Source organism: Gelidibacter maritimus (assembly GCF_014062315.1).
Taxonomy (GTDB): Bacteria; Bacteroidota; Bacteroidia; order Flavobacteriales; family Flavobacteriaceae; genus Gelidibacter; species Gelidibacter maritimus.
The window spans coordinates 1-22333 of sequence record NZ_JACGLT010000009.1 but is presented as its reverse complement, the minus strand read 5'-3'; the positions used below and the strand labels follow the sequence as shown (position 1 = coordinate 22333).

Here is a 22333-nt window from a genome sequence, read left to right as displayed (position 1 = left end):
ATGTTATTATTTATTGGTTAAACATTTAATTCCCACCATTGGGTTCTATAGCCTTATGCTTGCGGTCCCTAAGGTTTCTTTATTTAATACAAAAATACAGTACTATAGCTTCCTGTACATTGATGTATGATAAGAAGTGAACAGAGTGAAGCTCAAACTATTGATGTAGTGCTTTATATAATAGGTTAGTGATCTGATTACAGTGGCTTTTACAGATGCAGGCTACTTATCCTAAAGGTTCCTAATTGTCACCAATAGAATCAATGCTTCACAAACTTTTAATTTTGTATGAACTAAAAAGTACAGACGTTCAAGATGGAAATTTGGTCAAGACTTTATATTCATTAATTAAAGGAAGAGCAACACTATTTCTTGTTGCGGCAGCGTGGGGAGGTGCTAACTTCTGAAGTTTTTTCGAGCCAATTCTTTGCGGACGCGGCTTAGGCTTTCGGGGGTAATGCCCAAATAGGAGGCGACCATAATTTGCGGAACGCGTAAAAGAATGTCGGGGTACATTTCAATGAATTCGAGGTAACGTTCCTCTGCACTAGCACTCAATAACATATGGATCCGATTCTGCAAATGCCGAATGTGATTATGAAGTAGTTTGTTGTTAAAATCAATAAATGCCGGAATTTTCTCTGAAAGCTTAGCGATGAAACCCTCATCAATTAATATGACTTTGCTGTGTTCTAAGGCTTGAATATAATAAGCGGAGGATTCGTCAAAATAAGCACTTTCTCTATCGGATACAAACCAATTCTCAGGAGCAAAAGAAATTGTGTGTTCTTTACCTTTACTATCAATGGCATATTGTCTTAACAGTCCGTTTTCAACGAAGAATGTATGCTTACAATATTCATCTTCCCTTAATAAAAACATGTCTTTCTCAACCTTTTTAATCGTGCAGTTTTCTACAATCGGTAAAAGATCCTGTGCATCAACTTCCAAGTTTGAACTCAGGTATGTAATTAGTTTGAGAGGATCCATATTCTATCTGACCAATTTATTTGAGACAATGGTATGCTGTTTTCAGCTGACTCAAATTTACAGTTTTAATTCAGAGGATTGAAGTAAAATATTATGAATTACATTTTGGAAGTTTTAATACCGATGGTGGTCTGTTCATACTATATGTTGGTTCTGATTTTAATCGGTCTCTCTATATAAAATTTCGAGCAAGCTTTCCTTGCCTATGATAACGCATCTGCCGTTTATCGAAAAAAACGTTGAAATATGAAATACGCGGTGCTATCTGCTTTCGATTGGCGTTATTTGCATTGTGTCAGCATTATTTATAATTAATGAAATTTCAACAGAGGGGCAGATCATCCTAGGCGTGCTTATTTTCCTAATTGTAAGCCTCTTGCTTTTTTATGGTTTCAGGGCGCTGGAGTTGGTATATGTGCTTTTGCGAAAGAGGCCATTTTTTGTTTATTATCCTTTTTACCTCAAAAGGCTTAACGCACGGCACCGGTCAATTCTCCAAACTCAATTTCCGTTTTATAATAAACTGTCACCAAACCAAAAAAAGCATTTTGAGCATCGCGTCGCACAATTTATAATCAGGAAAAAAATTATCGGTCGGGAGAATTTGGTGGTTACTGACGAGATGAAAGTGTTGATAGCGGCCACGGGGGTAATGCTGACTTTTGGATTTAGAGACTATAAAATTGCCCTAATGGAGCGGATTTTTATTTATCCGGATGTTTTTTATTCCCCGCAGAATGAGGCCTACCACAAAGGCGAATTCAATCCGAAGTTTAAATCGTTGGTGCTATCCTGGAAGCATTTTGTAAAAGGCTATACCTACGGCGATGATAATGTAAATTTGGGCATTCATGAATTTGCCCATGCCATTCATCTCAACAGCATTAAACAAAACGATGTGAGTGCCACCATTTTTTCCGATACGTTTAAAGCGCTTATGGGTTTATTATCAAAAGATGAAACCCTCAGAAAAGAACTCATTGCTTCCGATTACTTTAGAGCCTACGCCTATACCAACGCTTATGAGTTTATAGCGGTGCTCTTGGAAACATTTATAGAAACTCCACAGGAATTGAAACTGCAATTTCCTGAAATCTATAATCTGACCAAGTAGATGCTCAACTTTAGGTTTGCAGCGTATTAATAAACTAAGGTTGAAAAATTACAGGCGGAACATCATCATTAAGGAATGTTGGAAGTGGTTATTGGCGTACAACTTCTTATCCAGTGCAAACTTAGATGTTGACTGGAATCGTATTCCAACGTCTTGATTAAACCAATATTGTATGCCAGGGCCTATATTAATTGTGGATGTTAAGTCGTCCACATAAAGCAGTCCCAAGCCTCCACTTAAAAACAAGTCAATTCGTGGAGAATCAAAAAGATAATCTGTGAAATACCATTTAAAATTAGCATTTGTAGAGAAATAGGTAAGATTTTCCGGTGCTGTCCCGTTATTGATAGGGTCTCCAGTTTTATAGCCATTAAGACTGATATCAAATTCTGCAGCAAATTCTTTATCCCATTGATGCTCAATAGCAACGGCAAGTGGGAATCGGAAAGCGTAGTCGCCCAATCTTTTAAAGGGATTTTCCGTATTCAAACTTCCAACTGTATTCAAACCAACACTAGCTTTCCAATTTTGTTCAAAACTGTAAAATCTTTGGGCGTTAGCAGTTACCCCAATAACTGATATAAACAGACAAATAAGAATCTTTTTCATAAAAAGGCTTTGGGACAAAAGTAATCCTTTCCTTCTAATACTCCAAGCATTGCAACTAAGTTTTTTAGCTCATTTGATAAACTTAAGTCCTATTTTGTTTTTTAAAAGATGTCTTCTATAACTTTTGTTATACAGCAATAAATTTAATCGCACATAAATGTTCACTAATATATTTGTGATGGAATATACCACTTTTCTTAAAATCGGGTAGCGTAAGCTTAGCGTAAAATAATGTCTTAGAAGCTTAGAGTAATTAGACGATTTTATAGGGGTCATCTCTTTAAAAAACACGCTAGCTATGGCTAAAAATGATTGGGAATGTTTTTGACCAGATAAATTTTCGATTACGACGGGTTTGTTTGTAAGATTTATTGCCAGACAATCATAAATGGGTTTAAATGCGAAATATACGTAACGCTGGGCTTTGTCATTAATTTGAAACGCCAAGATACTGATTTTGATGGCATCTTCTATGGATGGGATACAGATCCCATTTACTATGCGTTTATTTTTTAGTACCTGCTCATTCACAATTAAGTGTCTGTGCTCATGACGTAAGATTTCGCTGTGCAGCTCAATGGCGCCAAACTTTTGGGGCGAGACCTGTCTCGGTAAATGTCGATGGTTGATCCGTTCAATAATACCGGTCACCGTTTCCGTATATCCGTATTTGGTTAAGAGGTCAAAAGCATTTTGCAGTTGGTTTTCGGCCACTAAAACATCGATATCGGTCAACATGCGTTCTGCGGGGTCCTTAAAAGAATGACCAGCAATCAGGGCTATCCCCTTAATAAACACATGGTCTATGTTTTCCTTTTTAAAAATCTCCGATATCTCACGAGCTTCTGTTAATAAGACCTCATTTCTGCCTCTATTGATATGGGATATTTCCTTGAGATAAACCGATAAATCTTCGGGAATTAAAGCTATAAGCTTCTTCGCTTTTAACCGACAGTAGAGTGCAGGCAACATTAAATGTTTACTACCAATAACCACCACCTGGTCCCAATCTATGGAAGTCTCTTCCATTTGTCGAGAGAGCGCCTCCTGATTCTCAGTGAAACTCAAGATGTCTGCAATAAATTTCGTGGTGGTATATACGGGACGCTTTGTCACTAGTTGAAAATGTTAAGTTGCCATCAAATGTAATGAAAGCGTGATGGAATTTTAAGTGTTTATGAATTGAATAACTTCTTGAATTCGGAAACGGCAGTGGCATTGTCGGCATAAATAAGCTCATAACACGAGACCCCTTTAAGCCAATCTAAAAAACCTTGGGCATTGGATGCCAACGGAGACAACCAGGAGTCGGGGATTAGGGTTTCCATAACTTTTTCTATCCCGATGGTTTTCATCTCTGATGTTGCCTGCGCATCATAATTGACCAGAACTATCTTTTTACAAGGAAAATGGGATGCGGCTTGGCCGAAATTTATAATGGGAGGGATATACTTTATTTTCACTTGCTTTGAAGTGCTTTGGTAAATTGGAAATTGTTCGAAATTTGAAAACAAGGTCTCCAAAGTTTTAAACGACCCTTGTTTAACCGAAATACCTGACGGAAAACGGTACAATTCTTGGTTTTTGGCTGATAGCGGTGTGAAATCGTCTGCTAATACATCAAAACCATTCGCCATCAGTACTGCTGAAAGCGTACTTTTTCCCTTTCCTGAATCGCCAATAATCATAATGGCTTCCTTATTGTTGCATACGGTTGAGGCATGAAAAGTAGCTATCCAATCGGATTCTTCTTTATCGTAAAGTGTATTGACAATTTGCAAGGCGAATTGACCTTGTAATAAATGATGGTCAGTTGTCAAATAATGACCAATGTATTGTTTGTCCTTGAATAAATAAAGATGCGGATCTTTATTGAAAACGTCAAACGTAGTAGAGGGCAGTTGCGCCGACAACATTGTCGCATGCGCCCACTGGGGGTGAATTAAATTCTGGATGTAATGCGAACCAAAATTCACGGCTATTGACCGATCTCCAAAATCATAGACTTCTTTCAAGTTGGTTTTTTCAACGGTTGGAATTTTGGACTTTTCCAGAAGATCATTTTCTACAGGTGTATTGGCTGATACCAATACATCCCTTAGCTGATTGTAATATGAGGCGGTGTCGTGTTGCGAAAGGTCTAGCAAGCCATTTGTGCGCTCCTCAAAATCATCTTCATTAGCAGCGGCTAAATACGAGTCCATGAGCGTTTTCAAGGCGTCAGGGACTACAATGTATTGATTGGAAGCTTCAAACCATAAAATCCAACTATGAGATAGTTGGGTAAGGTGTTTTGGAGATAGTTTTACTTTCATATCTAAGGACAATCGTCAAATGGATCGCCGCCAGTACAAGGGGGAGAACTCGCATGAGCCTTTTTTGGATTCAATATAATAAAAGTGCCCACAGCGGTTAATGCAGCGTATTTGCCCATACGGTGCAGCGCTTCTTTACGTGATATTTGGTCATTAGAGTTTTTGTTTTCCATTTTGTAAAAATAAGGATCAGTTCAAAAATAATTAAACCACAGTTCATAAATATAACAATTTTATGTGTTTTTAGGATCTATTTTTATTTTGTTTTTAAGTTTCATGTTTTGAACAGCTGTAGATTATATTGAAAGTTGGAGTGTGCTTATAACTTTCTTTGGTTTTGTGAAAATATGTGCAAGGAAGCTCTTATGAATAAAATAATTTATTAAATTGAGAAAGGATTAAGTTGTTGTCGGGGTAGTGGTGTTCATAAAACTAAATCAGTTTTAACCACCCTAAAAAAGTTCTATTTTTGATACCAGATTTGACAACCACGACTTTAGTATTATATACTTCATATTTAAGATAAACGACTTTAGTGCGGGAATCTTTGAGGTGGCTTTTCCGAAACTTTGGATTGGAAAGATTAAGATTAACATTTTTTGAGCTGCTCATTGATGTGGGAAATTGATCACAATTAATAAACATTAGTTGCAACATTTCAAAAACACTCTCCTTAACAGAAATGGCTGAGGTAAACGATAAGTTAATTAATTTAAGCTGATCAATGGGTATGATCAAATGTTAGTACGTTCAAGCCGTTCGCTGTCAATACTGCTAATGGATTGTTTTTCCCATTCCTAAAATCATCACTAATCGAAATGGATACTTCGTCTTTACAAACGATTGAGCCAAGAGATGAAGCATTCGAATCTGATTCGTTGTTATAGTAAAATGTGTTTATGAGTTTCAATGCAAACTGACCTATATAAACCTTGCCCTTAAATTTACAAAACTTAGTTTGTTTTGAGGAGATAACAAACACGGCAGTTGCTTGTTTTCTGTCACATTTGTTGTGTAGGTTGCTGTTGGTGGGGCAAGTTTTGGATAGCTACAGCTTCAAAATTCACAGTAACATAAATTTTACCAAAATTATAGGTTCCCACTGTTTGGAATAGTGTTTAGTAAGACGTGTCAATCGGATGATCTTAATGGGCATTTTTGGATTTGGGTATGAATATTTAGGGGTTCACTTCGTTCAACACAGGATGTTTTTGACTTGTCGTCTGAATGTTTTTAATTAAACTTTTAAGCATTTTTCAGATCCTCATTAACTTTCAGAACGAAAAAACATCTAACAAAACTTTTGTTGAGTTGGAGGATATTGATTAGAGTTCTCAAAGCACAGAACCCAACTATTTGATAGTTGGGTTCTGTGCTTTGAGAAAATTTATTTTTCAATGGTTTTTAAAAAGATTATTAATCAAACATGCCACCACCGGGATCCAATGGATCATCTGGGGTAGGTGATTGTGCTTGTGCTTTTTTAGGGTTTAAGATCAAAAAAGTACCCACAGCCGTAAGGGCGGCATATTTGCCCATTCGCTGCAAAGCCTCTTTTCGTGTGATCTCAACTTTAGGTTTATTCTTCTTCATAGTGTAAATATAAAAATCATTTAGGAAAAAAAATAAATAATAATCCGTTAATATTGTTTTACTAGGATTTATTATTTAACTGTATTTTCTTGATTTTAGATTGTGTATTATTATTGAGTTTAATGATATAAATTCCTGATGCCATTTTTGATACTTCAAATCTGTTTTCCGTCTGGTATGGCTGTACATAAAAGGTTTGTACAAGACGACCGTTGAGATCAAAGATTTCAAGATTGGTAACTTCATTTACAGTGCCCTTAACGATAAGGCTACCAGTATTGAGCGGGCTGTAAACATCTAAGGCATCAAAGACAGGATTGTTCGTGCTTAATGATTTGTTTGTAAATCTTAATGAGAAGCGTCCCATGTCACCCGTAAGATTTGTGCTTGGTGTGAAAATATGATGATTATTATGGGGCAGAGTCGAGGTATTAAGGAGCGTAGATGTTTGAGCCACTTTGTCTTCAAAATAAACCTCAACGGTTTCGGGTAGCGGTGATGGTGCCGGCGTGTCGATGGCACTAATGGTTATCTGTTCACCTTGACTTGCTTTAATGCCAATAGGAACAATAACTTCCGTCTCTAATATACTATAAGGTAAGGTTTGTATAACTAAAGGTACATCACGATTTGTCGAATCTTCCACTAATTTAGAAAATATAGTAAAAATAGGATTACCAATTTGCGCACTGTCATAGCCACGGTCATGGTCTAAGGTACCCTGATTATTAAAATAAATATCTGTATATGTGCTATTTGAATTATTTGTAATTGTTAAACGTAAACTTGCATTTTCGATTGGTGCGGCGGCTCTAAATTCAATAAAATCATCGCCATATCCTGGTGTCCTTGAAGTTAACGTAAAAGTAAATGAACCACCCCCAGTTTTTGAAGATACATAGAAACCTTGTCCTGGTGCCATATCCCTTTGTCCAGATAAGGTGGTTGATAAGTTATGAACTTCCCATATGTCACTACTAATGTTTGAATTACTAGGATTGCCATTATATGCATAGATGCCATCATAGTTTTCGCTCTCATCAAATTGGGGCGTATTTAATTGAATCAATTCATACATATCAACATAGGATGGATAAGGGTTTCCAATAAGATTCCATCTTCCATAGTTGTCGGACGAGTGTGCTATTGGGACACTAAAGTTATTCGTGACGATTGTACCAGTAAATAGAAATTGGCCACCAGTTAATGATGAGCCGTCAATTTTTGAACCTGCTCTATAGCCAACACCAGATTCTAAGAGGGTATTCTCATTTATCACGGTATCATAGTTTTGATATGTTGCCGTGGCTTTATTATATGGCCCAAAGCCCTTTTGGGTTGGTATCGTAGGATGGGATAATAGATTATCGTTATCTTCTGCGAAGGATCCGAAAGTTTGTCCTGCAAATGGTGACGATATTAAATCGTTTCTGCCTGTCGAGCCACTGCCCGCGACATTCACGTGTCTTTGGTATTGCGAAGTTCCGCTGCCCCCAACTGAGTTTGCAATTAAACCTGAATATTGGGAGGAATTAGATTCAAAAGACACTAAGCCATTATTAATAAGGTTATCGATGATCAATGTACCATCTGGGCCAATTAAAAGTGTTCCACCTGGAACGATTTCTATGTTATCCGTAACATAATCATATTCATTATCTACAAACTCCATGTACGCGTATTTTGCATTAAGAGGCAGGGTAGTGGGATTGATTACAGAATGAAGAATAGGTGTGTTCTGATGTGCTGTTGGGTCACTGATTTTCGATGTCACGCCAATACCTCCAAAATACCCTGTACTGTTATTGCTAACAAACTTAATTGGATAGTTGACGTTGTCATACCCGTAGAAGCCAGCGTTGGAAGCCATAAACATACTAAAATAAACACCTTTGGTTGAAATGGTGCTGATATCCAGCTTGGAGATTTTTATGGCAATTTCCAGCGCAACCGAACTAGTGTGTCGAACAACCTGTTCGGTAGGAGGAATTATTCCCCAATTACGACCACCCCTTCTATGATGCATCGTCTTCTCTCCTGAAGGGTTGTTGGTAATAACAAATCTATCATTGGCAGTGAACGGAAGCGTTGGGGTTCTTTCATGCTGCCGCATTCCTATTGTTGATCCAATGCCAGAAGTAAGATCTATTTGTGGATCTGCATCGAAATATATCGTAAAATAATGATCTGCACCAAAAGTACCTGATGTTCTAAACGCTCCAAAATACATGGTTTTAGATTCCTCATCGAAAGAAACGTAATAATCCACATTAGCGTCACCAGTTATTTTTTGTGATGGAAGAAAATCATTGGGACTGCCAGTAAATGTAACAGTTTGTGAAAAAGATAAATTAAATGTTATAAAAAGGATAGCTAATAGCATCCAAGAAGAGTAGTTTTTTGCCATAATATACTGTTAATTTGGGTTGTACCGTTTTTTTAACTTGTTTGCAAAGATATTAAAAGTTAATTCAATTTGACCGTTTGTCGATAAATAAATTATACAGTGGTTTAACTTCAGACTGATTCATCTACGACGATCTTCTTAAAATCAAGTTGTTAATAGTAGTAATTTAAAAATCTTAATATACAAAAATTTTCTTAATCTTCTCCATAGCCCCTGATCGCAGCTTTAAAATGTATATGCCTTTGGATAATTTGGAGAGGTCCAACGTGTTGTTTTTGATCTGCTCATTCAATTGACGTTGGATTAAAGCTCGTCCTTGCAGATCATAAAGCGTAATGTTCGTATCTGGTTTAAGCACTTGCTTAATCTGTAGTATGTGTGAGGCATTTGAAGTGGCTATTAAGAGTTCATTCAGGCCATGGCTACCATAAGTAAGTGTTGTATTAACTATATGTAAGTAAAAGCGGCCACTATTAGATAGATTGGCATTTGGATCCAGCTGGTAATCGGACAAGTTTAATAAGGTAAATGTGCCTTGCTGCTTATCCTCTAAATAAACGTCTACCTCTTCGGGAAGTCTGCTGCCCTTCATCTGAATGGTAAGCGCTTGATCTTTGGTTGCTTTTACAACCAGTGGAATAATGACGCCCTCGTCAAGATCGGTATAAGCCAACGATTGCACCGCCATATCAAGATCGGTATGGTCTTCTACCAACTGTGAGGCGATTGAAAAATCCGGAGCTTTCCCGCCGTAAATGCTAGCATCGTACCCTGGATCTAAGCCTTTTGTGGAATGGTCATTAAAATACACTTCCGTACTATAATTACGGATGCCACTGGTCATATCAAGTTTTAAATAGCCTACGTTATTTTTGATTATAGGTTTGTCAACCAAAAATTCGCTCGTCTTGCCTATTGTACGCATGCCCGGCTCAAATGTAATGGTATCACCATCTTTTTTGGCAGCCACCATAAATCCTTGACCAGGCGGTAGTTTGGCTTGAGGATATAATGTAAGATACGCTTGGTTATAAACCTGCCAGCCGCGTGTTGCATCGCCATTAAAACTATAAATTCCCACCGACTCTGGCGCCAATTGTTCGGAGTTGGCCAAGAGGAAGTCGGACAATTTGAGATAGGAGGGATAAGGGTTGCCCAAAAGGTTCCATGCCGCCAAGGCTGGCCCTGAGTGTGACATCGTTTTATGGACCTCACCCGTATTCACGTTGCCGTTAAATATAAAGCTGCCATTATCAGTAGCTGCTGCCCTGTAGCCCGTAGCGGCTTTTAAAATCGGCTTGTCTTTTTTTGAATACTTATCAAAGGCCGCTTTGGTTTTGTTAAATGGTCCAAATTGAAATTGTGAGTTGGCCGTATTACTGACGATATTCGGATTCGCTTTTCTAAAGGATTCAAAGGTTTCGCCCGTCACGGGTGCTGATATAAGAAGTTCATTGCCCGATCCCGATAACAAGGTTTTGGTTTTCATCTGACGTTTGTAGGTCACTGTACCAGCTACCTCACCTGATACGATCAGGCTGGCAAACGCGTCTGATCCCGATTCCAAGGTTACTTTATTGGCGGTAAATAGATTGCCGTTGACCGTAAGGGAACCCGTTTTCTGAATAAGGATACCTGCTCCGGGATTAACTTTAACATTTTTAACCTGTACGGCATTGGCTTCTGTATAGACGCCATTACCGATAATGATATTTTTGTCGCCAGTTTTAGCACTTGGCGCATATGGTGTCCAGGTGCCGTTATTGAATTGTAGGCCGTCATAGGTGATCTTGCCACTAAGTCGTATTCCCGTATTTTCGAGGCCCAATACGGTCCCGAGCCCGCCTTCTATATCTAAAGTGCCCAGTGGTCCCAACATGCCAATATTGGCGGCAAAACCATAGAGCCTAAAGATTATAGACGCTCCTGGTGCCGATTTTAGGGCAGTTTCAATAGTGGGCGATTGCCCCGAATTGCTGACCTTGTCGTGTGCATAAATGTCCGATTTAAAATCATCCAGACTGGTTCTGATTCTTATTCTTGCCGGCCCGTTTCCAGTGAAAAAATGAGAAAACCCATCGGGGTCTCGGTCAAAATTGATCTGTAATTCGGTAATATCAACAGTATAACCAGGATCTGCAGTAACGGACCATTCAATATAGTCTCTTGTGTCAATGCTTTTATCCGAGGTCCAATTGCCACTGTTAAAGGTAGGGCCCCCACTTACCGTCAGTCCAGGACCTCGCGAAAGCGGCTCAGCGGAGATGTTCGGAACCGTAACCGCTTCGGGTACCTTGGTTCCTGAAAAAGCAGCAATAACCTGTCCCGAAACAGGTAATGCCATAGCGCATACTAAACTTAATGTAAGTATCGGTTTCATCAGAATTTTAATAAGCATCCACTGAGTTTTGCGCAAAAGTATATGGGAATTATTTAAGTTGATATTAAAATTTAAAAAAACATCATAAAAATAGCGATAAAGTGCTTAGGTCCAAAATCCGTGCCTCTTTTAATCGCTAATATCCAATGATAGCCACTGCAAAATTAAACGGAATTGACGAATTAACGCCTTATAACGTCAGAATAATACCACTTATTATCTTTTGACACTAATGATGGCGTTGCTTTCTTATGGCCATCATTCCTTATAAATTGTTTGATTTAATCATTAGATGCTGTGGTTGGGCCGAGTTAGCATGTGTTACGGCATTAAATCTTGTTCATCATTACCATGATTAATGCTAGACCAGTCCAGTGGTGCTTAAATACAATTCACCGCGCAATATGGAAGGGAATTGGTTCCATTTTCTGATTTCCATCAGTTGGTTTTAACCCTCAAGGCCTCATTCAAACACAAAGACAATGTCTTATTTACGTTTCATTTCCACAAGACTTTTGATTATAAAATTCCTATTTTTTGGCATACAGCTGGTAGAGTCTCATGAATTTCAGCTACACTTTTATATCTTTGACCATCCGAAATCTAAAACCATCTAAAGTAGACCTTATGCCTTGGTATGTCCTTATTACAAAACCCAAACACGAACTCAAAGTTGCTGAACGATTGACTGAAGCTGGCTTTGAAGTCTGTTGTCCCACTCGAGTAGAAGTCCGGCAGTGGAGTGACCGTAAAAAGAAAGTCACCGTACCACTACTGCCTTCCATGGTGCTTGTTAATTGTGCTGAAAAGGATCGGGCGCAGGTTTTTCTTATTCCCGGAGCAGTGCGGTATCTATTTTGGTTGGGTGAGCCGGCAGTTGTACCGGCAAAGGAGGTGCAGGTTTTAAAGGATATTGCGAGTCAGAAGCAACAAGTGATTTCTACAGAGAAAATTGAAATTGGTCAAGAGATTGATTTAAAACAATATGGTTTGACCGCGAAAAAAGGCACGGTAAAATATATTTCCGGGAATCAATGTTGGGTGGTTTTGCATCAGTTGGGCTATGTGATTAAGTTGAAAATTAAGTAATGAGTCAAGCCAATCTCTAAATTAATCCTATTTTTGCATCTTTTTGAGCCTAAATTCGATTAATTTGCCTGAAAATCAATTGATTTAAAATCAGATGCGCGTCGTTATTAGACGGCCAGCAGCGCAGCATTGAAGTTACTTAAAAATCTATTAAACGCTTAAAATGAAAAAAATTGCACTTATTACGGGGATAACTGGACAGGACGGCGCCTATCTTGCTGAGTTTCTATTGAATAAGGACTATGAGGTCCACGGTGTCAAAAGGCGTTCTTCGTTGTTCAACACCGATAGAATAGATCATCTATATCAGGATCCGCACGAAAAAGATCGGGATTTTTTCCTGCATTATGGCGATCTGACCGATAGCACCAACCTTATCCGATTGATAAAGGATATTCAGCCTGATGAGATCTATAACCTGGCCGCCATGAGCCATGTCAGTGTGTCTTTTGAGATTCCGGAATATACGGGCAATACCGATGGCTTAGGAACTTTACGCATCTTGGAAGCGGTCCGTTTGTTGGGTCTGGAGAAAAAAACAAGAATCTACCAAGCATCAACTTCAGAGCTTTACGGAAAAGTACAGGAGGTGCCACAATCTGAAACCACTCCATTTTATCCGCGGTCGCCTTATGCGGTAGCAAAAATGTACGCCTATTGGATTACGGTCAATTACCGTGAAGCATACGGGATGTACGCCTGCAATGGTATTTTGTTCAATCACGAATCGCCAATTAGAGGTGAAACCTTTGTCACCCGAAAAATAACCCGAGCGGTCTCTCGTATTGCGCTTGGTTTACAAGACAGGGTCTATTTGGGTAATTTGGATGCGAAGAGAGATTGGGGGCATGCCAAGGATTATGTCCGTATGATGTGGATGATCCTTCAAGCCGACGAACCTGAAGATTGGGTCATTGCTACCGGTAAGACCACGACGGTAAGAGATTTTATAAAAATGGCCTTTGCAGAGGTGGGCATTGAGGTCGCGTTTAAAGGCTCGGGGGTAGAAGAAAAAGCCTTTGTGACAGCTTGCCATGATCAGAAATTCCAGTTGCCAATAGGAGCTGAGGTGGTCAATGTCGATCCTAAATATTTCAGACCTACTGAGGTGGATCTTTTAATAGGAGACGCTTCTAAGGCTAAGCATAAACTCGGCTGGGAGCCTCAACTGAACCTGCAGGATTTGGTCAAAGACATGATGAAAAGCGATATCAAACTCATGCAGAAGGAACAATATTTGAAAGAAGGAGGCCATAAGACCCTCAATTATTATGAATAAGCATGGATAAAAACAGGAAAATATATATTGCAGGCCATAAGGGGATGGTGGGCTCTGCCGTTTGGCGGGCTTTGAGCCAGTTGGGCTATAGCAATCTGATTGGAAAAAGCAGCAAGGATCTTGATTTAAGAAACCAGGCACAGGTCACTGAGTTTTTCGAGCAAGAGCGCCCGGAAGTTGTGATTAATGCCGCTGCTAAAGTGGGTGGGATTCTGGCCAACAGTGAACACCCTTATCTGTTTTTGATGGAAAATTTACAAATTCAGAATAATTTAATTGATGGTGCCCATCACCATGATGTCAAGAAATTCATCTTTTTAGGGAGTTCCTGTATTTATCCAAAAATGGCGCCCCAACCTTTAAAGGAAGACTATTTGTTGACCGGGAGTTTAGAGCCCACCAATGAGTGGTACGCCATTGCGAAAATTGCAGGGGTGAAAGCTTGCGAAGCCATTCGCAAACAGTTCCATAAAGATTTTGTCAGTTTGATGCCAACCAACCTTTACGGGCCTCACGATAATTTTGACTTGAGATCGTCGCATGTATTACCCGCTATGCTCAGAAAATTCCACGATGCAAAACAGAACAATGAGCCTGTCGAATTATGGGGAAGCGGAACGCCAATGCGCGAGCTTCTCCATGTTGACGATATGGCAAAAGCTGTGGTTTACGCCCTCGAACATGTGCTACCCGAACACCTTTATAATGTTGGCACAGGGAAAGATGTCACTATTAAAGAGTTGGCACATACCATACAAAACATTGTGGGACATCAAGGAACCATTCAATGGGATTCCTCAAAACCCGATGGCACCCCACGCAAACTAATGGATGTGAGTAAGCTGAATAATCAAGGCTGGAAGGCTGAAATTGATTTGCAGACAGGCATAAAAATGACTTATGACTGGTTTTTGCAAAATCAGGACACTATAAAAACAAACATATTATCATAATAGAATGAACTTGGGGAGTACTGCTTTTTTCGTAAATTTCCCATCTGAAAAAATAAACTAATGAAAATTAAAAACATTTGCTGTATTGGTGCCGGTTACGTAGGCGGACCTACCATGGCGGTTATCGCACAAAAAAATCCAGATATAAAAGTAACCGTGGTAGATATCAATGCTGCCCGAATTGCCGCTTGGAACGATAAGGATTTAAACAAACTACCTATTTATGAGCCTGGCTTGGACAAGGTAGTCGAAGAGGCTAGAAATCGAAATTTGTTCTTTAGTACAGACGTCGATACAGCCATTGAAGCTGCCGATATGATTTTTATTTCGGTCAATACCCCCACCAAAACTTATGGACAGGGAAAGGGGATGGCAGCCGATTTAAAATATATTGAATTGTGCTCCCGTCAGATAGCCCGCGTTGCAAAAACCGATAAGATTGTTGTGGAGAAATCGACCTTACCCGTGAGGACCGCACAGGCCATTAAAAGTATTTTGCACAATACCGGAAATGGCGTTCAATTTCAAATATTGTCCAATCCAGAGTTTCTAGCAGAAGGGACCGCAGTTCAGGATTTAATTGCACCAGACCGGGTGCTCATTGGTGGTGAGCAGACCAAGGAGGGGCTGGAGGCCATTCAAGCCTTGGTAGATATCTATGCCACCTGGGTGCCTCTTGAAAATATTCTGACCACAAACTTGTGGTCGTCCGAGTTGTCAAAATTGACTGCCAATGCGTTCTTGGCGCAACGCGTATCTTCTATTAATGCCATGTCGGAATTATGTGAAGTCACGGGAGCAGATGTCAACGAAGTGGCCAACGCCATAGGAAAAGACAGCCGGATCGGGCCTAAGTTTTTAAAAGCCTCCGTAGGCTTTGGCGGCTCTTGTTTTCAAAAGGATATTTTAAACCTTGTTTATATCGCAAAATCCTACGGATTGAATGAGGTGGCCGATTATTGGGAGCAGGTCATTATAATGAATGACTATCAAAAACGGCGCTTTGCCTCTAAAATCATTCAAACGCTCTACAATACCATTTCGGGCAAGAAAATTGCTTTCTTGGGTTGGGCCTTTAAAAAGGATACCAACGATACCCGGGAGTCGGCAGCCATATACGTGGCAGATCAACTGATGGAAGAACAGGCCAATATTGTGGTGTATGACCCGAAAGTAACGGCAGATCAAATGCAAAGCGACCTCAATTACCTCAATACGCGAACCGAAGAGGCCAATGCCACAAATTTGACCACCGTTCTTGATCCTTACGAGGCCTGCAAGAATGCACATGCCGTCGCCGTTTTAACCGAATGGGATGAGTTTAAGACTTACGATTGGCAAAAAATTTATGATGAAATGAAGAAACCAGCCTTCGTATTTGATGGCCGGGGAATTTTAGATCAATCAACTTTGGAGTCCATCGGATTCCATTTTTACGCCATTGGAAAATAAAACCAAAACACGATGTCAAAAACAATATTGGTTACCGGCGCAGCTGGATTTATTGGCTTTCACGTCTCCAAAGCACTTTTGGAGAAAGGACACAAGGTCATCGGACTCGATAATATCAACGCTTACTATGATGTCAATTTAAAATTTGCGCGTTTGGAGCAATTGGGGATTGATAGGACGGAAGCGGCTCAAGAGCTCCATTATACCTCCAGCACCACTTATGGTGAGCAGATGGTCTTTGTCAAAATGAATGTAGAGGACCGACAGGCCTTGCCAAAGCTTTTTGAAGCTTATCCAATTGACATCGTCTGCAATTTAGCCGCCCAAGCTGGCGTGCGGTATTCTTTGGAGAACCCTGAAGCTTATGCAGACAGTAATTTGACCGGTTTTCTAAATATATTGGAATGCTGCCGTAACTATAAAGTTCCGAAATTAGTCTATGCCAGCAGTTCCAGTGTTTATGGCAATAGTGATGCCGTGCCTTTTGAAGAAAGAGACCGTGTGGATCACCCCATCAGTTTATATGCCGCAACCAAAAAGGCCAATGAGTTGATGGCGCATACCTACAGCCATTTGTACGGTTTTGAAACCATTGGTCTACGATTCTTCACGGTGTACGGTCCTTGGGGAAGACCGGATATGGCCATGTTTTTGTTCACCGATGCCATTATCAATAACAAGCCTGTCAAAGTTTTTAATAATGGCGATCTCTCCCGTGATTTTACCTATATCGATGATATTGTGGCTGGGGTGCTGACCACATTGTTAGACCCATCAGAAAACACGTCAAAATACAAGCTCTATAATATCGGCAACAGTCAGCCGGTGCAACTTTTAGACTATATTGAAGCGATTGAAAAAGCCTTGGACAAATCGGCTATCAAAGAAATGATGCCCATGCAGCCCGGCGATGTCAAGCAGACCTATGCCAATGTCAGCTTATTGAAAAAGGACTTTAACTACGAACCGAATACGGAAGTTGCAGAAGGGATTGCGGCTTTTGTGGCTTGGTATCGTGGGTTTTATGGGTTGTAGAGAGATTGGAATTAGGCATTAGGGATTAGTGTGGATTAGAGGGGAGTGGTGAGTGGTGAGTGGTTGATGCGCAAAATAGCAGCATGGAATCTGTGTATTGAGCTTTACAATCCAGAGATTGCCACGTCGCTTCTTCGTCGCTTTCTGCCAGGACGGCAGAGAGGCTCGCAATGACGGAATCAACCGACTCGCATTTCCAACCCTAGCGTCATTGCGAGTCATGAGGCACGAATGACGCGGCAATCTCATAATTTTGGCGCCAGAATAAGATTGCATACCAAGCCCTTCGACTGTCCTTCGACTTCGCTCAGGACAAGCTATTCAGGGTGACAACGCAATGTCAGGGTGAGCGCTTCCGACTATTCGGAACGAACTCTTTTATATTTAATGAATTTTATTGGTGCTTATCCAGATATTGGATTGGGTATGAGATTTGGCTTGACCCCCTGCCCCTAAAGGGGTGAGGTGGGATTTGACTTTCATGTATTAGGGAGAGCGCTTCCGACTATTCGGAAGGAACCCTTTTATATTTAATGAATTTTATTGGTGCTTATCCAGATATTGGATTGGGTATGAGGTTTGGCTTGACCCCCTGCCCCTAAATGGGAGAGGAGAGATTTGGCTTCCCATTGTCAGGGTGAGTGCTTCCGACTATTCGGAACGAACCCCGTTGGTTATGACGAATTGTATTTTACTGGACAATTTCTTTGATTTGGACTTTACCTTGGGGTCCGCTTAGTTTTGGTAATTAGTTTATAACACTTTTAATAGTTGGAGCGCGTTATAGGCACCTTTGTTCAATGGATACTGGATACCGTTGACTTCTTGATGAAATGGCACTCTTAGGAAGTAACATTGCGCATCGGCTCCAATTGGAACAGCTGAAGGCGTAAAGGTTACCATTACGATGGTGTTATCAATAGGTAAGTTTGTCATTGGACTTAACCTTAGATTTTTTCTATCAATTATTGTTGATTGATGAAGAGCTGCAGCAATGTGAGAAATATACAAATGTGTATAGATATGTTGCTTTTTTTTACATATAAGTGTGATGTGTATAGAAAATCCAATTATCTTTACACGTATAGGTGTTCAAAATAATAGACAATGAATTGGAAGCTCCAAAATCTGCCTTATTCCGTTAACTTAGAAACTCTAAAAGTGCTTAAGCTTTTACCGGAAGCACATAGGGCTTTAGCCGAATTAAAAGGAGTAGCCCAATCAATTCCTCGACAGGATATTTTAATAAATACATTGGCCATACAGGAGGCGAAAGATAGTTCGGAAGTAGAAAATATCGTAACGACCCACGATGAGATTTACAAAGCCAATATGGGTATAGAGAGTGTGACCTCAAGTCAGGCCAAAGAAGTGCAGAACTATATAGTGGCCATGAAAACAGGTTTTGCTACCGTAGCGAAGATTCATTTTTTATCCATAAATCACATTAAACAAATTCAGCAAATACTGGAAAATAATAATGCGGGGTTCAGAAGGGTGCCTGGTACCACACTTAAAAACAAACATACTGATGCTATTGTTTATACGCCGCCTCAAAGCCATGAGGATATTGTAAAACTCATGCAAAACCTCGAGGTTTTTATTAATATTGAAGACAATTTACCTATAGATCATCTTATTAAAATGGCGCTGTTTCATTTTCAATTTGAAAGTATTCATCCATTTTATGATGGCAATGGGCGTACGGGAAGAATTTTAAATATTTTATACCTTATACAATATCAATTGTTGGATACTCCTATTTTGTATCTGAGCAAATATATTATCCAACATAAAAACCAGTATTACCAGTTGCTGCAAAAGGTGCGTGACACAGGAGAATGGGAAGATTATCTGTGTTATATGATTACTGCTATTACCGAAACATCAAAAGACACTTTGGAGAAAGTGAGGAACATCAAAAAGGCCATGGCCGATTATAAGATGCTCTTGCGTGACAATTATAAATTTTACAGTCAAGATCTGTTGAATCATTTGTTTAAGCAGCCATACACCAAAATAGAGTTTTTGCAAAATGAGCTATATATATCCCGTATTACGGCGGCTAATTATTTAAATCAGTTGGCTGCTGATGGACATTTAGTAAAACATAAAATTGGGCGTACCAATTATTATGTAAACCATGCAGTACTTAAAGCTTTGAATTAAACTCTAAATGGGCTGATTTGCATTGAGAGGTTAGGAAGTGTTTGCGGATTGTGAAGATGCTATTTAAAGATGTTGGTACGAGTAGATATTTGGGAATCTCATTATTGTTACGCCCTTCCCAATATACAGATTGCTTCAGTCATTCCTCATTCGCAATGACGGCATGATTAAGAAGCGCGCAATGACTGCTATTTTGGATATATAAAACCACTATTTCATGAAGCCAGGTTTCATTTACATCCTCACCAATAAAAACAACACCACTTTGTATGTTGGTGTTACATCAGCCAGTGTCATTCGGATGAAGTAGCATAAAGAAAAATACGATCCAAAATCGTTTACTGCAAAATATAATCTGGATAAATTGGTTTATTATGAGACTTTTCAAATAATTGGTGATGCTATAGGGCGCGAAAAACAATTAAAAGCAGGCAGTAGAGCAAAAAAAGTTGCATTGATCGAAAGTATTAATCCTGATTGGATGGATTTGTATGAGGAGGTTAATGAGATGTTTGGGGATTTTGAAGGTACCATTTAAATGCATTATTGCGAAGCTCTGCGATGCGAGCATCATTGCGAGGGTTATATGAAAGGAAGCACTGCTTGATTGAATGTACATGGCGTCGCTTCTTCGTCGCTCTCTGTCTGGACGGCAGACAGGCGCGCAATGACGCTTTGTATTGAGGTTTGCAATGCTGGTTTCGTTAAACTATTAAAAATAAAAAAGCGGACCTTTTTGGGGTCCGCTCCATTTTGGTAATCAGGTTATAACACTTCCAATAATTGGAGCGCGTTATAGGCACCATTGTTCAATGGATACTGAATACCGTTGACTTCTTGATAAAATGCCACTTTTAGAAAGTAACATTGCGCACCTGCTCCAACCGGAACAGCGGAAGGCGTCAAGGTTACCGTTGCGGTGGTGTTATCAATAGGTAGGTTTGTAATTGGACTTAGTCTCAGGTCCTTCGCTCCCGAAGTGAAGTCTAAATTCAGGAATCCTGAGGTTAGACTTATGTGGGTGGAGCCTTCGGGAGCAAGCACTCTTTGGGCAGGCGTAAAATCGGTTATGACTATCTCACCCGTTGCCGTATCCAAAATGATGTCCGACAATATTACAGCACTCATGATGGCTCTATTGTTGAAGTTAAAGCCCCTTAAAGCTAATTGTCCTTGTGGTGTTGTTATTCCAATTGCCACATTACGTTCGCCGCGCGGACTGACGGTGTCTTCATTTTTGACCAATGTCATCACACGTGTCAGCCGTGAAGTTACCAAACTATCCTTTGCATCGACCATCAGGTCCAAGATGGCACGTCTCAGCAGTCTGCCACTGGATGCTGCCAACCCAAATTCAGACCCATTTTCACGGGTTCGTGCGAATGCTGGATCTTTTGCGATTCGTGATTTGCTGACGCCCCCTTTGGTGCGTACTAAATACCCATCTCTGCCCTTGTAAAAGGTAAGGTCGTCCAGGGTGCCTTCGACCTTGATCAAGCTTTTTAATTTTGCCATGATTTTGAGTTTTGTGAGGACAAAAACATTCGTCCTCGGATTATACAATTTGCTTATTTAAGATCCGGTGCTGGGCGCGCAAAACATCGGCCGCTGTTTTATATATCCAGGTTTGGATCTGAGGCTAAATTATTACGGAAACTTAGTAATGGTTTATCATAGTTGCCGATTAGGAGATTTCTTTCTGAAATTGAATAATTCGTTATGTTTTCTCCATTTTTAATCTGATATGTAGATTTCTGTGTCTTTATGAAGTTTCTGCCCGAATTTCCATTTCTGCCGTTTATTACCCTTTTTGCCGAAGTGTTAATGGCATGCTTTATCCATGGAGTATCTATGGAGTATCTATGGAGTATCTATGGGGGGTAGAGGGTAGAGGGTTGAGGGTAGAGGGGTAGAGGTAGTGGGTAGAGGGTAGAGGGTAGAGGGTAGAGGGTTGAGGGGTGTATGTCCCTAGTATAGGTTGACCACTTTAAACAAAGTGTAAACTTATGAAAGCAAACATTAAACTATTGAAAAAGCAACGCATTTATTCGGATGAGTTTAAACTACAAATTGTAAAAGACTTTGAATCGGGAGAATTCAGTGTAACTCAGTTGGAGAAATTGCATAATATAAGTAATGTATCGATTTACAAATGGATTCATAAATTTTCTACCTTTAATGAAAAAGGTTCAAGAATTGTAGAGATGAAAAACAGTAGCACCCAGAAGATGAAAGAACAACAGGCTCGAATAAAGGAGCTTGAAGCCATAGTTGGGCGCAAACAGATCAAGATAGATTATTTGGAGAAGATGATTGATATCGCAAAGGACGATTTAAATATAGATATCAAAAAAAACTTCAGCACTCCACAATCAACTGGTTCAGGACACATAAAGAAAAAATAAGCTTTAGTATGAACCAGCTTTATCACACCATAGGCATAAGTAAACAAGCTGTCAGTCAGTATGCACGGCGACAAGCAGTTTTCGATGGCCGAGTGTCTCAATTAATTTTAGAGGCAGATGATCTTCGGGAGGACCATCCTGGTTGTGGAGTTGAAAAGATGTACGATATATTAAATCCGGATTTTATAGGTAGGGATCGGTTTATAGAAACCATGATGGATCTCGGTTACAGGATAAAAAGGAAGAAGAATTATAAACGTACAACAATAGCAGGCAAGAAGTTTTATCCCAATCTAATAAAAGGCTTAAGAATAAACGCACCAAACGTATTATGACAATCGGATATAACCTATTTGCCACTTAATGGCAAACACTATTACGCTGTGTTCATAATAGATGTTTATACAAAAAAGATTGTTGGATTTATAGTATCGGATAACATGCGGGCCCAAGCCAATTTAGAAGCTCTTAAAATGGCGCTAAAGGAAAATAATGCACCTGAGGTTCATAATTCGGACAGAGGAAGCCAATACACTTATCATA

Annotated in this window: 22 protein-coding genes; 12 read left to right on the top strand and 10 right to left on the bottom strand. The window is 39.7% G+C overall.

From position 1 onward, the window contains the following. Positions 1 to 396 precede the first annotated feature (396 nt). The gene (locus H3Z82_RS11910; protein ID WP_182205741.1) at positions 397 to 990 is read right to left on the bottom strand and encodes a Crp/Fnr family transcriptional regulator; all 594 of its coding nucleotides are present in this window, start codon (positions 988 to 990) and stop codon (positions 397 to 399) included. Positions 991 to 1282: 292 nt separating this feature from the next. Between H3Z82_RS11910 and H3Z82_RS11905 the strand changes: the two genes are divergently transcribed. Then, positions 1283 to 2104, top strand: a complete 822-nt coding sequence (locus H3Z82_RS11905; RefSeq protein WP_182205740.1) for a zinc-dependent peptidase — start codon at positions 1283 to 1285, stop codon at positions 2102 to 2104. 48 nt (positions 2105 to 2152) lie between these two features. Here H3Z82_RS11905 and H3Z82_RS11900 read toward each other — a convergent pair whose 3' ends face one another. From H3Z82_RS11900 to H3Z82_RS11870, 7 genes are all read right to left on the bottom strand, one after another. Beyond that, a complete protein-coding gene (locus tag H3Z82_RS11900; RefSeq protein ID WP_182205739.1) occupies positions 2153 to 2713 on the bottom strand; it encodes a hypothetical protein in 561 nt (186 codons plus the stop codon). Between the two features lie 69 nt (positions 2714 to 2782). Beyond that, positions 2783 to 3829, bottom strand: coding sequence for a nucleotidyltransferase family protein (locus H3Z82_RS11895; RefSeq protein ID WP_182205738.1), 1047 nt, complete (start codon positions 3827 to 3829; stop codon positions 2783 to 2785). Between the two features lie 59 nt (positions 3830 to 3888). Next, positions 3889 to 5028, bottom strand: a complete 1140-nt coding sequence (locus H3Z82_RS11890; protein ID WP_182205737.1) for a hypothetical protein — start codon at positions 5026 to 5028, stop codon at positions 3889 to 3891. Positions 5029 to 5030: 2 nt separating this feature from the next. Continuing rightward, positions 5031 to 5201, bottom strand: a complete 171-nt coding sequence (locus H3Z82_RS11885; protein ID WP_182205736.1) for a hypothetical protein — start codon at positions 5199 to 5201, stop codon at positions 5031 to 5033. 1243 nt (positions 5202 to 6444) lie between these two features. Beyond that, positions 6445 to 6621: a hypothetical protein gene (locus H3Z82_RS11880; protein WP_182205735.1), complete on the bottom strand. Its 177-nt coding sequence runs from the start codon at positions 6619 to 6621 to the stop codon at positions 6445 to 6447. Between the two features lie 61 nt (positions 6622 to 6682). Further along, positions 6683 to 9028: a T9SS type A sorting domain-containing protein gene (locus H3Z82_RS11875; RefSeq protein ID WP_182205734.1), complete on the bottom strand. Its 2346-nt coding sequence runs from the start codon at positions 9026 to 9028 to the stop codon at positions 6683 to 6685. A 175-nt stretch (positions 9029 to 9203) separates the two neighbouring features. Further along, entirely contained in the window at positions 9204 to 11408 is a 2205-nt protein-coding gene (locus H3Z82_RS11870; RefSeq protein WP_182205733.1) for a T9SS type A sorting domain-containing protein, read from the bottom strand. A gap of 561 nt (positions 11409 to 11969) precedes the next feature. Between H3Z82_RS11870 and H3Z82_RS11865 the strand changes: the two genes are divergently transcribed. The 5 genes from H3Z82_RS11865 to H3Z82_RS11845 all read left to right on the top strand — a co-directional run bounded on the left by H3Z82_RS11865 (position 11970) and on the right by H3Z82_RS11845 (position 17216). Continuing rightward, positions 11970 to 12497, top strand: coding sequence for a UpxY family transcription antiterminator (locus H3Z82_RS11865; protein WP_182205732.1), 528 nt, complete (start codon positions 11970 to 11972; stop codon positions 12495 to 12497). A 163-nt stretch (positions 12498 to 12660) separates the two neighbouring features. Continuing rightward, complete coding sequence (gene gmd / locus H3Z82_RS11860; protein ID WP_182205731.1) at positions 12661 to 13776, top strand: GDP-mannose 4,6-dehydratase; 1116 nt, start codon at positions 12661 to 12663, stop codon at positions 13774 to 13776. 2 nt (positions 13777 to 13778) lie between these two features. After that, entirely contained in the window at positions 13779 to 14729 is a 951-nt protein-coding gene (locus tag H3Z82_RS11855; RefSeq protein WP_182205730.1) for a GDP-L-fucose synthase family protein, read from the top strand. Between the two features lie 60 nt (positions 14730 to 14789). Beyond that, positions 14790 to 16181: a UDP-glucose 6-dehydrogenase gene (locus tag H3Z82_RS11850; RefSeq protein ID WP_182205729.1), complete on the top strand. Its 1392-nt coding sequence runs from the start codon at positions 14790 to 14792 to the stop codon at positions 16179 to 16181. Between the two features lie 12 nt (positions 16182 to 16193). Further along, positions 16194 to 17216 (top strand): NAD-dependent epimerase, encoded by a 1023-nt coding sequence (locus H3Z82_RS11845; RefSeq protein WP_182205728.1) that lies wholly within the window; start codon positions 16194 to 16196, stop codon positions 17214 to 17216. Between the two features lie 753 nt (positions 17217 to 17969). Here H3Z82_RS11845 and H3Z82_RS11840 read toward each other — a convergent pair. Next, positions 17970 to 18152: a hypothetical protein gene (locus tag H3Z82_RS11840; RefSeq protein ID WP_182205727.1), complete on the bottom strand. Its 183-nt coding sequence runs from the start codon at positions 18150 to 18152 to the stop codon at positions 17970 to 17972. 171 nt (positions 18153 to 18323) lie between these two features. On the opposite strand from H3Z82_RS11840, the gene H3Z82_RS11835 reads away from it, so the two are divergent. From H3Z82_RS11835 to H3Z82_RS19780, 3 genes are all read left to right on the top strand, one after another. Next, entirely contained in the window at positions 18324 to 19385 is a 1062-nt protein-coding gene (locus H3Z82_RS11835) for a Fic family protein (protein WP_182205726.1), read from the top strand. A 217-nt stretch (positions 19386 to 19602) separates the two neighbouring features. Beyond that, positions 19603 to 19695 carry a GIY-YIG nuclease family protein gene (locus H3Z82_RS19785; RefSeq protein WP_317172458.1) on the top strand — a complete coding sequence of 31 codons (93 nt, stop codon included), beginning with the start codon at positions 19603 to 19605 and terminating at the stop codon, positions 19693 to 19695. Positions 19696 to 19749: 54 nt separating this feature from the next. Then, on the top strand, positions 19750 to 19923 hold the full coding sequence (locus tag H3Z82_RS19780; RefSeq protein WP_317172457.1) for a GIY-YIG nuclease family protein: 174 nt from the start codon (positions 19750 to 19752) through the stop codon (positions 19921 to 19923). A gap of 227 nt (positions 19924 to 20150) precedes the next feature. On the opposite strand, the gene H3Z82_RS11825 is transcribed toward H3Z82_RS19780, so the two are convergent. Continuing rightward, positions 20151 to 20900, bottom strand: a complete 750-nt coding sequence (locus H3Z82_RS11825; RefSeq protein WP_182205725.1) for a hypothetical protein — start codon at positions 20898 to 20900, stop codon at positions 20151 to 20153. Positions 20901 to 21391: 491 nt separating this feature from the next. On the opposite strand from H3Z82_RS11825, the gene H3Z82_RS11820 reads away from it, so the two are divergent. From H3Z82_RS11820 to H3Z82_RS19830, 3 genes are all read left to right on the top strand, one after another. Beyond that, complete coding sequence (locus H3Z82_RS11820; protein WP_182205709.1) at positions 21392 to 21790, top strand: transposase; 399 nt, start codon at positions 21392 to 21394, stop codon at positions 21788 to 21790. Positions 21791 to 21798: 8 nt separating this feature from the next. Continuing rightward, a complete protein-coding gene (locus H3Z82_RS11815) occupies positions 21799 to 22125 on the top strand; it encodes a hypothetical protein (RefSeq protein ID WP_182205708.1) in 327 nt (108 codons plus the stop codon). Positions 22126 to 22134: 9 nt separating this feature from the next. Next, positions 22135 to 22333, top strand: a 199-nt coding sequence (locus H3Z82_RS19830) for a DDE-type integrase/transposase/recombinase (protein ID WP_394368113.1), incomplete at its 3' end; no start/stop codon positions are given.

Bases quoted from the DNA above. Each gene is read 5' to 3' on its own strand.
- H3Z82_RS11910 (WP_182205741.1), bottom strand. From the start codon at position 990: ATGGATCCTCTCAAACTAATTACATACCTGAGTTCAAACTTGGAAGTT.
- H3Z82_RS11900 (WP_182205739.1), bottom strand. From the start codon at position 2,713: ATGAAAAAGATTCTTATTTGTCTGTTTATATCAGTTATTGGGGTAACT.
- H3Z82_RS11890 (WP_182205737.1), bottom strand. From the start codon at position 5,028: ATGAAAGTAAAACTATCTCCAAAACACCTTACCCAACTATCTCATAGT.
- H3Z82_RS11885 (WP_182205736.1), bottom strand. From the start codon at position 5,201: ATGGAAAACAAAAACTCTAATGACCAAATATCACGTAAAGAAGCGCTG.
- H3Z82_RS11880 (WP_182205735.1), bottom strand. From the start codon at position 6,621: ATGAAGAAGAATAAACCTAAAGTTGAGATCACACGAAAAGAGGCTTTG.
- H3Z82_RS11875 (WP_182205734.1), bottom strand. From the start codon at position 9,028: ATGGCAAAAAACTACTCTTCTTGGATGCTATTAGCTATCCTTTTTATA.
- H3Z82_RS11870 (WP_182205733.1), bottom strand. From the start codon at position 11,408: ATGAAACCGATACTTACATTAAGTTTAGTATGCGCTATGGCATTACCT.
- H3Z82_RS11865 (WP_182205732.1), top strand. From the start codon at position 11,970: ATGAATTTCAGCTACACTTTTATATCTTTGACCATCCGAAATCTAAAA.
- gmd (WP_182205731.1), top strand. From the start codon at position 12,661: ATGAAAAAAATTGCACTTATTACGGGGATAACTGGACAGGACGGCGCC.
- H3Z82_RS11855 (WP_182205730.1), top strand. From the start codon at position 13,779: ATGGATAAAAACAGGAAAATATATATTGCAGGCCATAAGGGGATGGTG.
- H3Z82_RS11850 (WP_182205729.1), top strand. From the start codon at position 14,790: ATGAAAATTAAAAACATTTGCTGTATTGGTGCCGGTTACGTAGGCGGA.
- H3Z82_RS11845 (WP_182205728.1), top strand. From the start codon at position 16,194: ATGTCAAAAACAATATTGGTTACCGGCGCAGCTGGATTTATTGGCTTT.
- H3Z82_RS11840 (WP_182205727.1), bottom strand. From the start codon at position 18,152: ATGACAAACTTACCTATTGATAACACCATCGTAATGGTAACCTTTACG.
- H3Z82_RS11835 (WP_182205726.1), top strand. From the start codon at position 18,324: ATGAATTGGAAGCTCCAAAATCTGCCTTATTCCGTTAACTTAGAAACT.
- H3Z82_RS19785 (WP_317172458.1), top strand. From the start codon at position 19,603: ATGAAGCCAGGTTTCATTTACATCCTCACCAATAAAAACAACACCACT.
- H3Z82_RS11825 (WP_182205725.1), bottom strand. From the start codon at position 20,900: ATGGCAAAATTAAAAAGCTTGATCAAGGTCGAAGGCACCCTGGACGAC.
- H3Z82_RS11820 (WP_182205709.1), top strand. From the start codon at position 21,392: ATGAAAGCAAACATTAAACTATTGAAAAAGCAACGCATTTATTCGGAT.
- H3Z82_RS11815 (WP_182205708.1), top strand. From the start codon at position 21,799: ATGAACCAGCTTTATCACACCATAGGCATAAGTAAACAAGCTGTCAGT.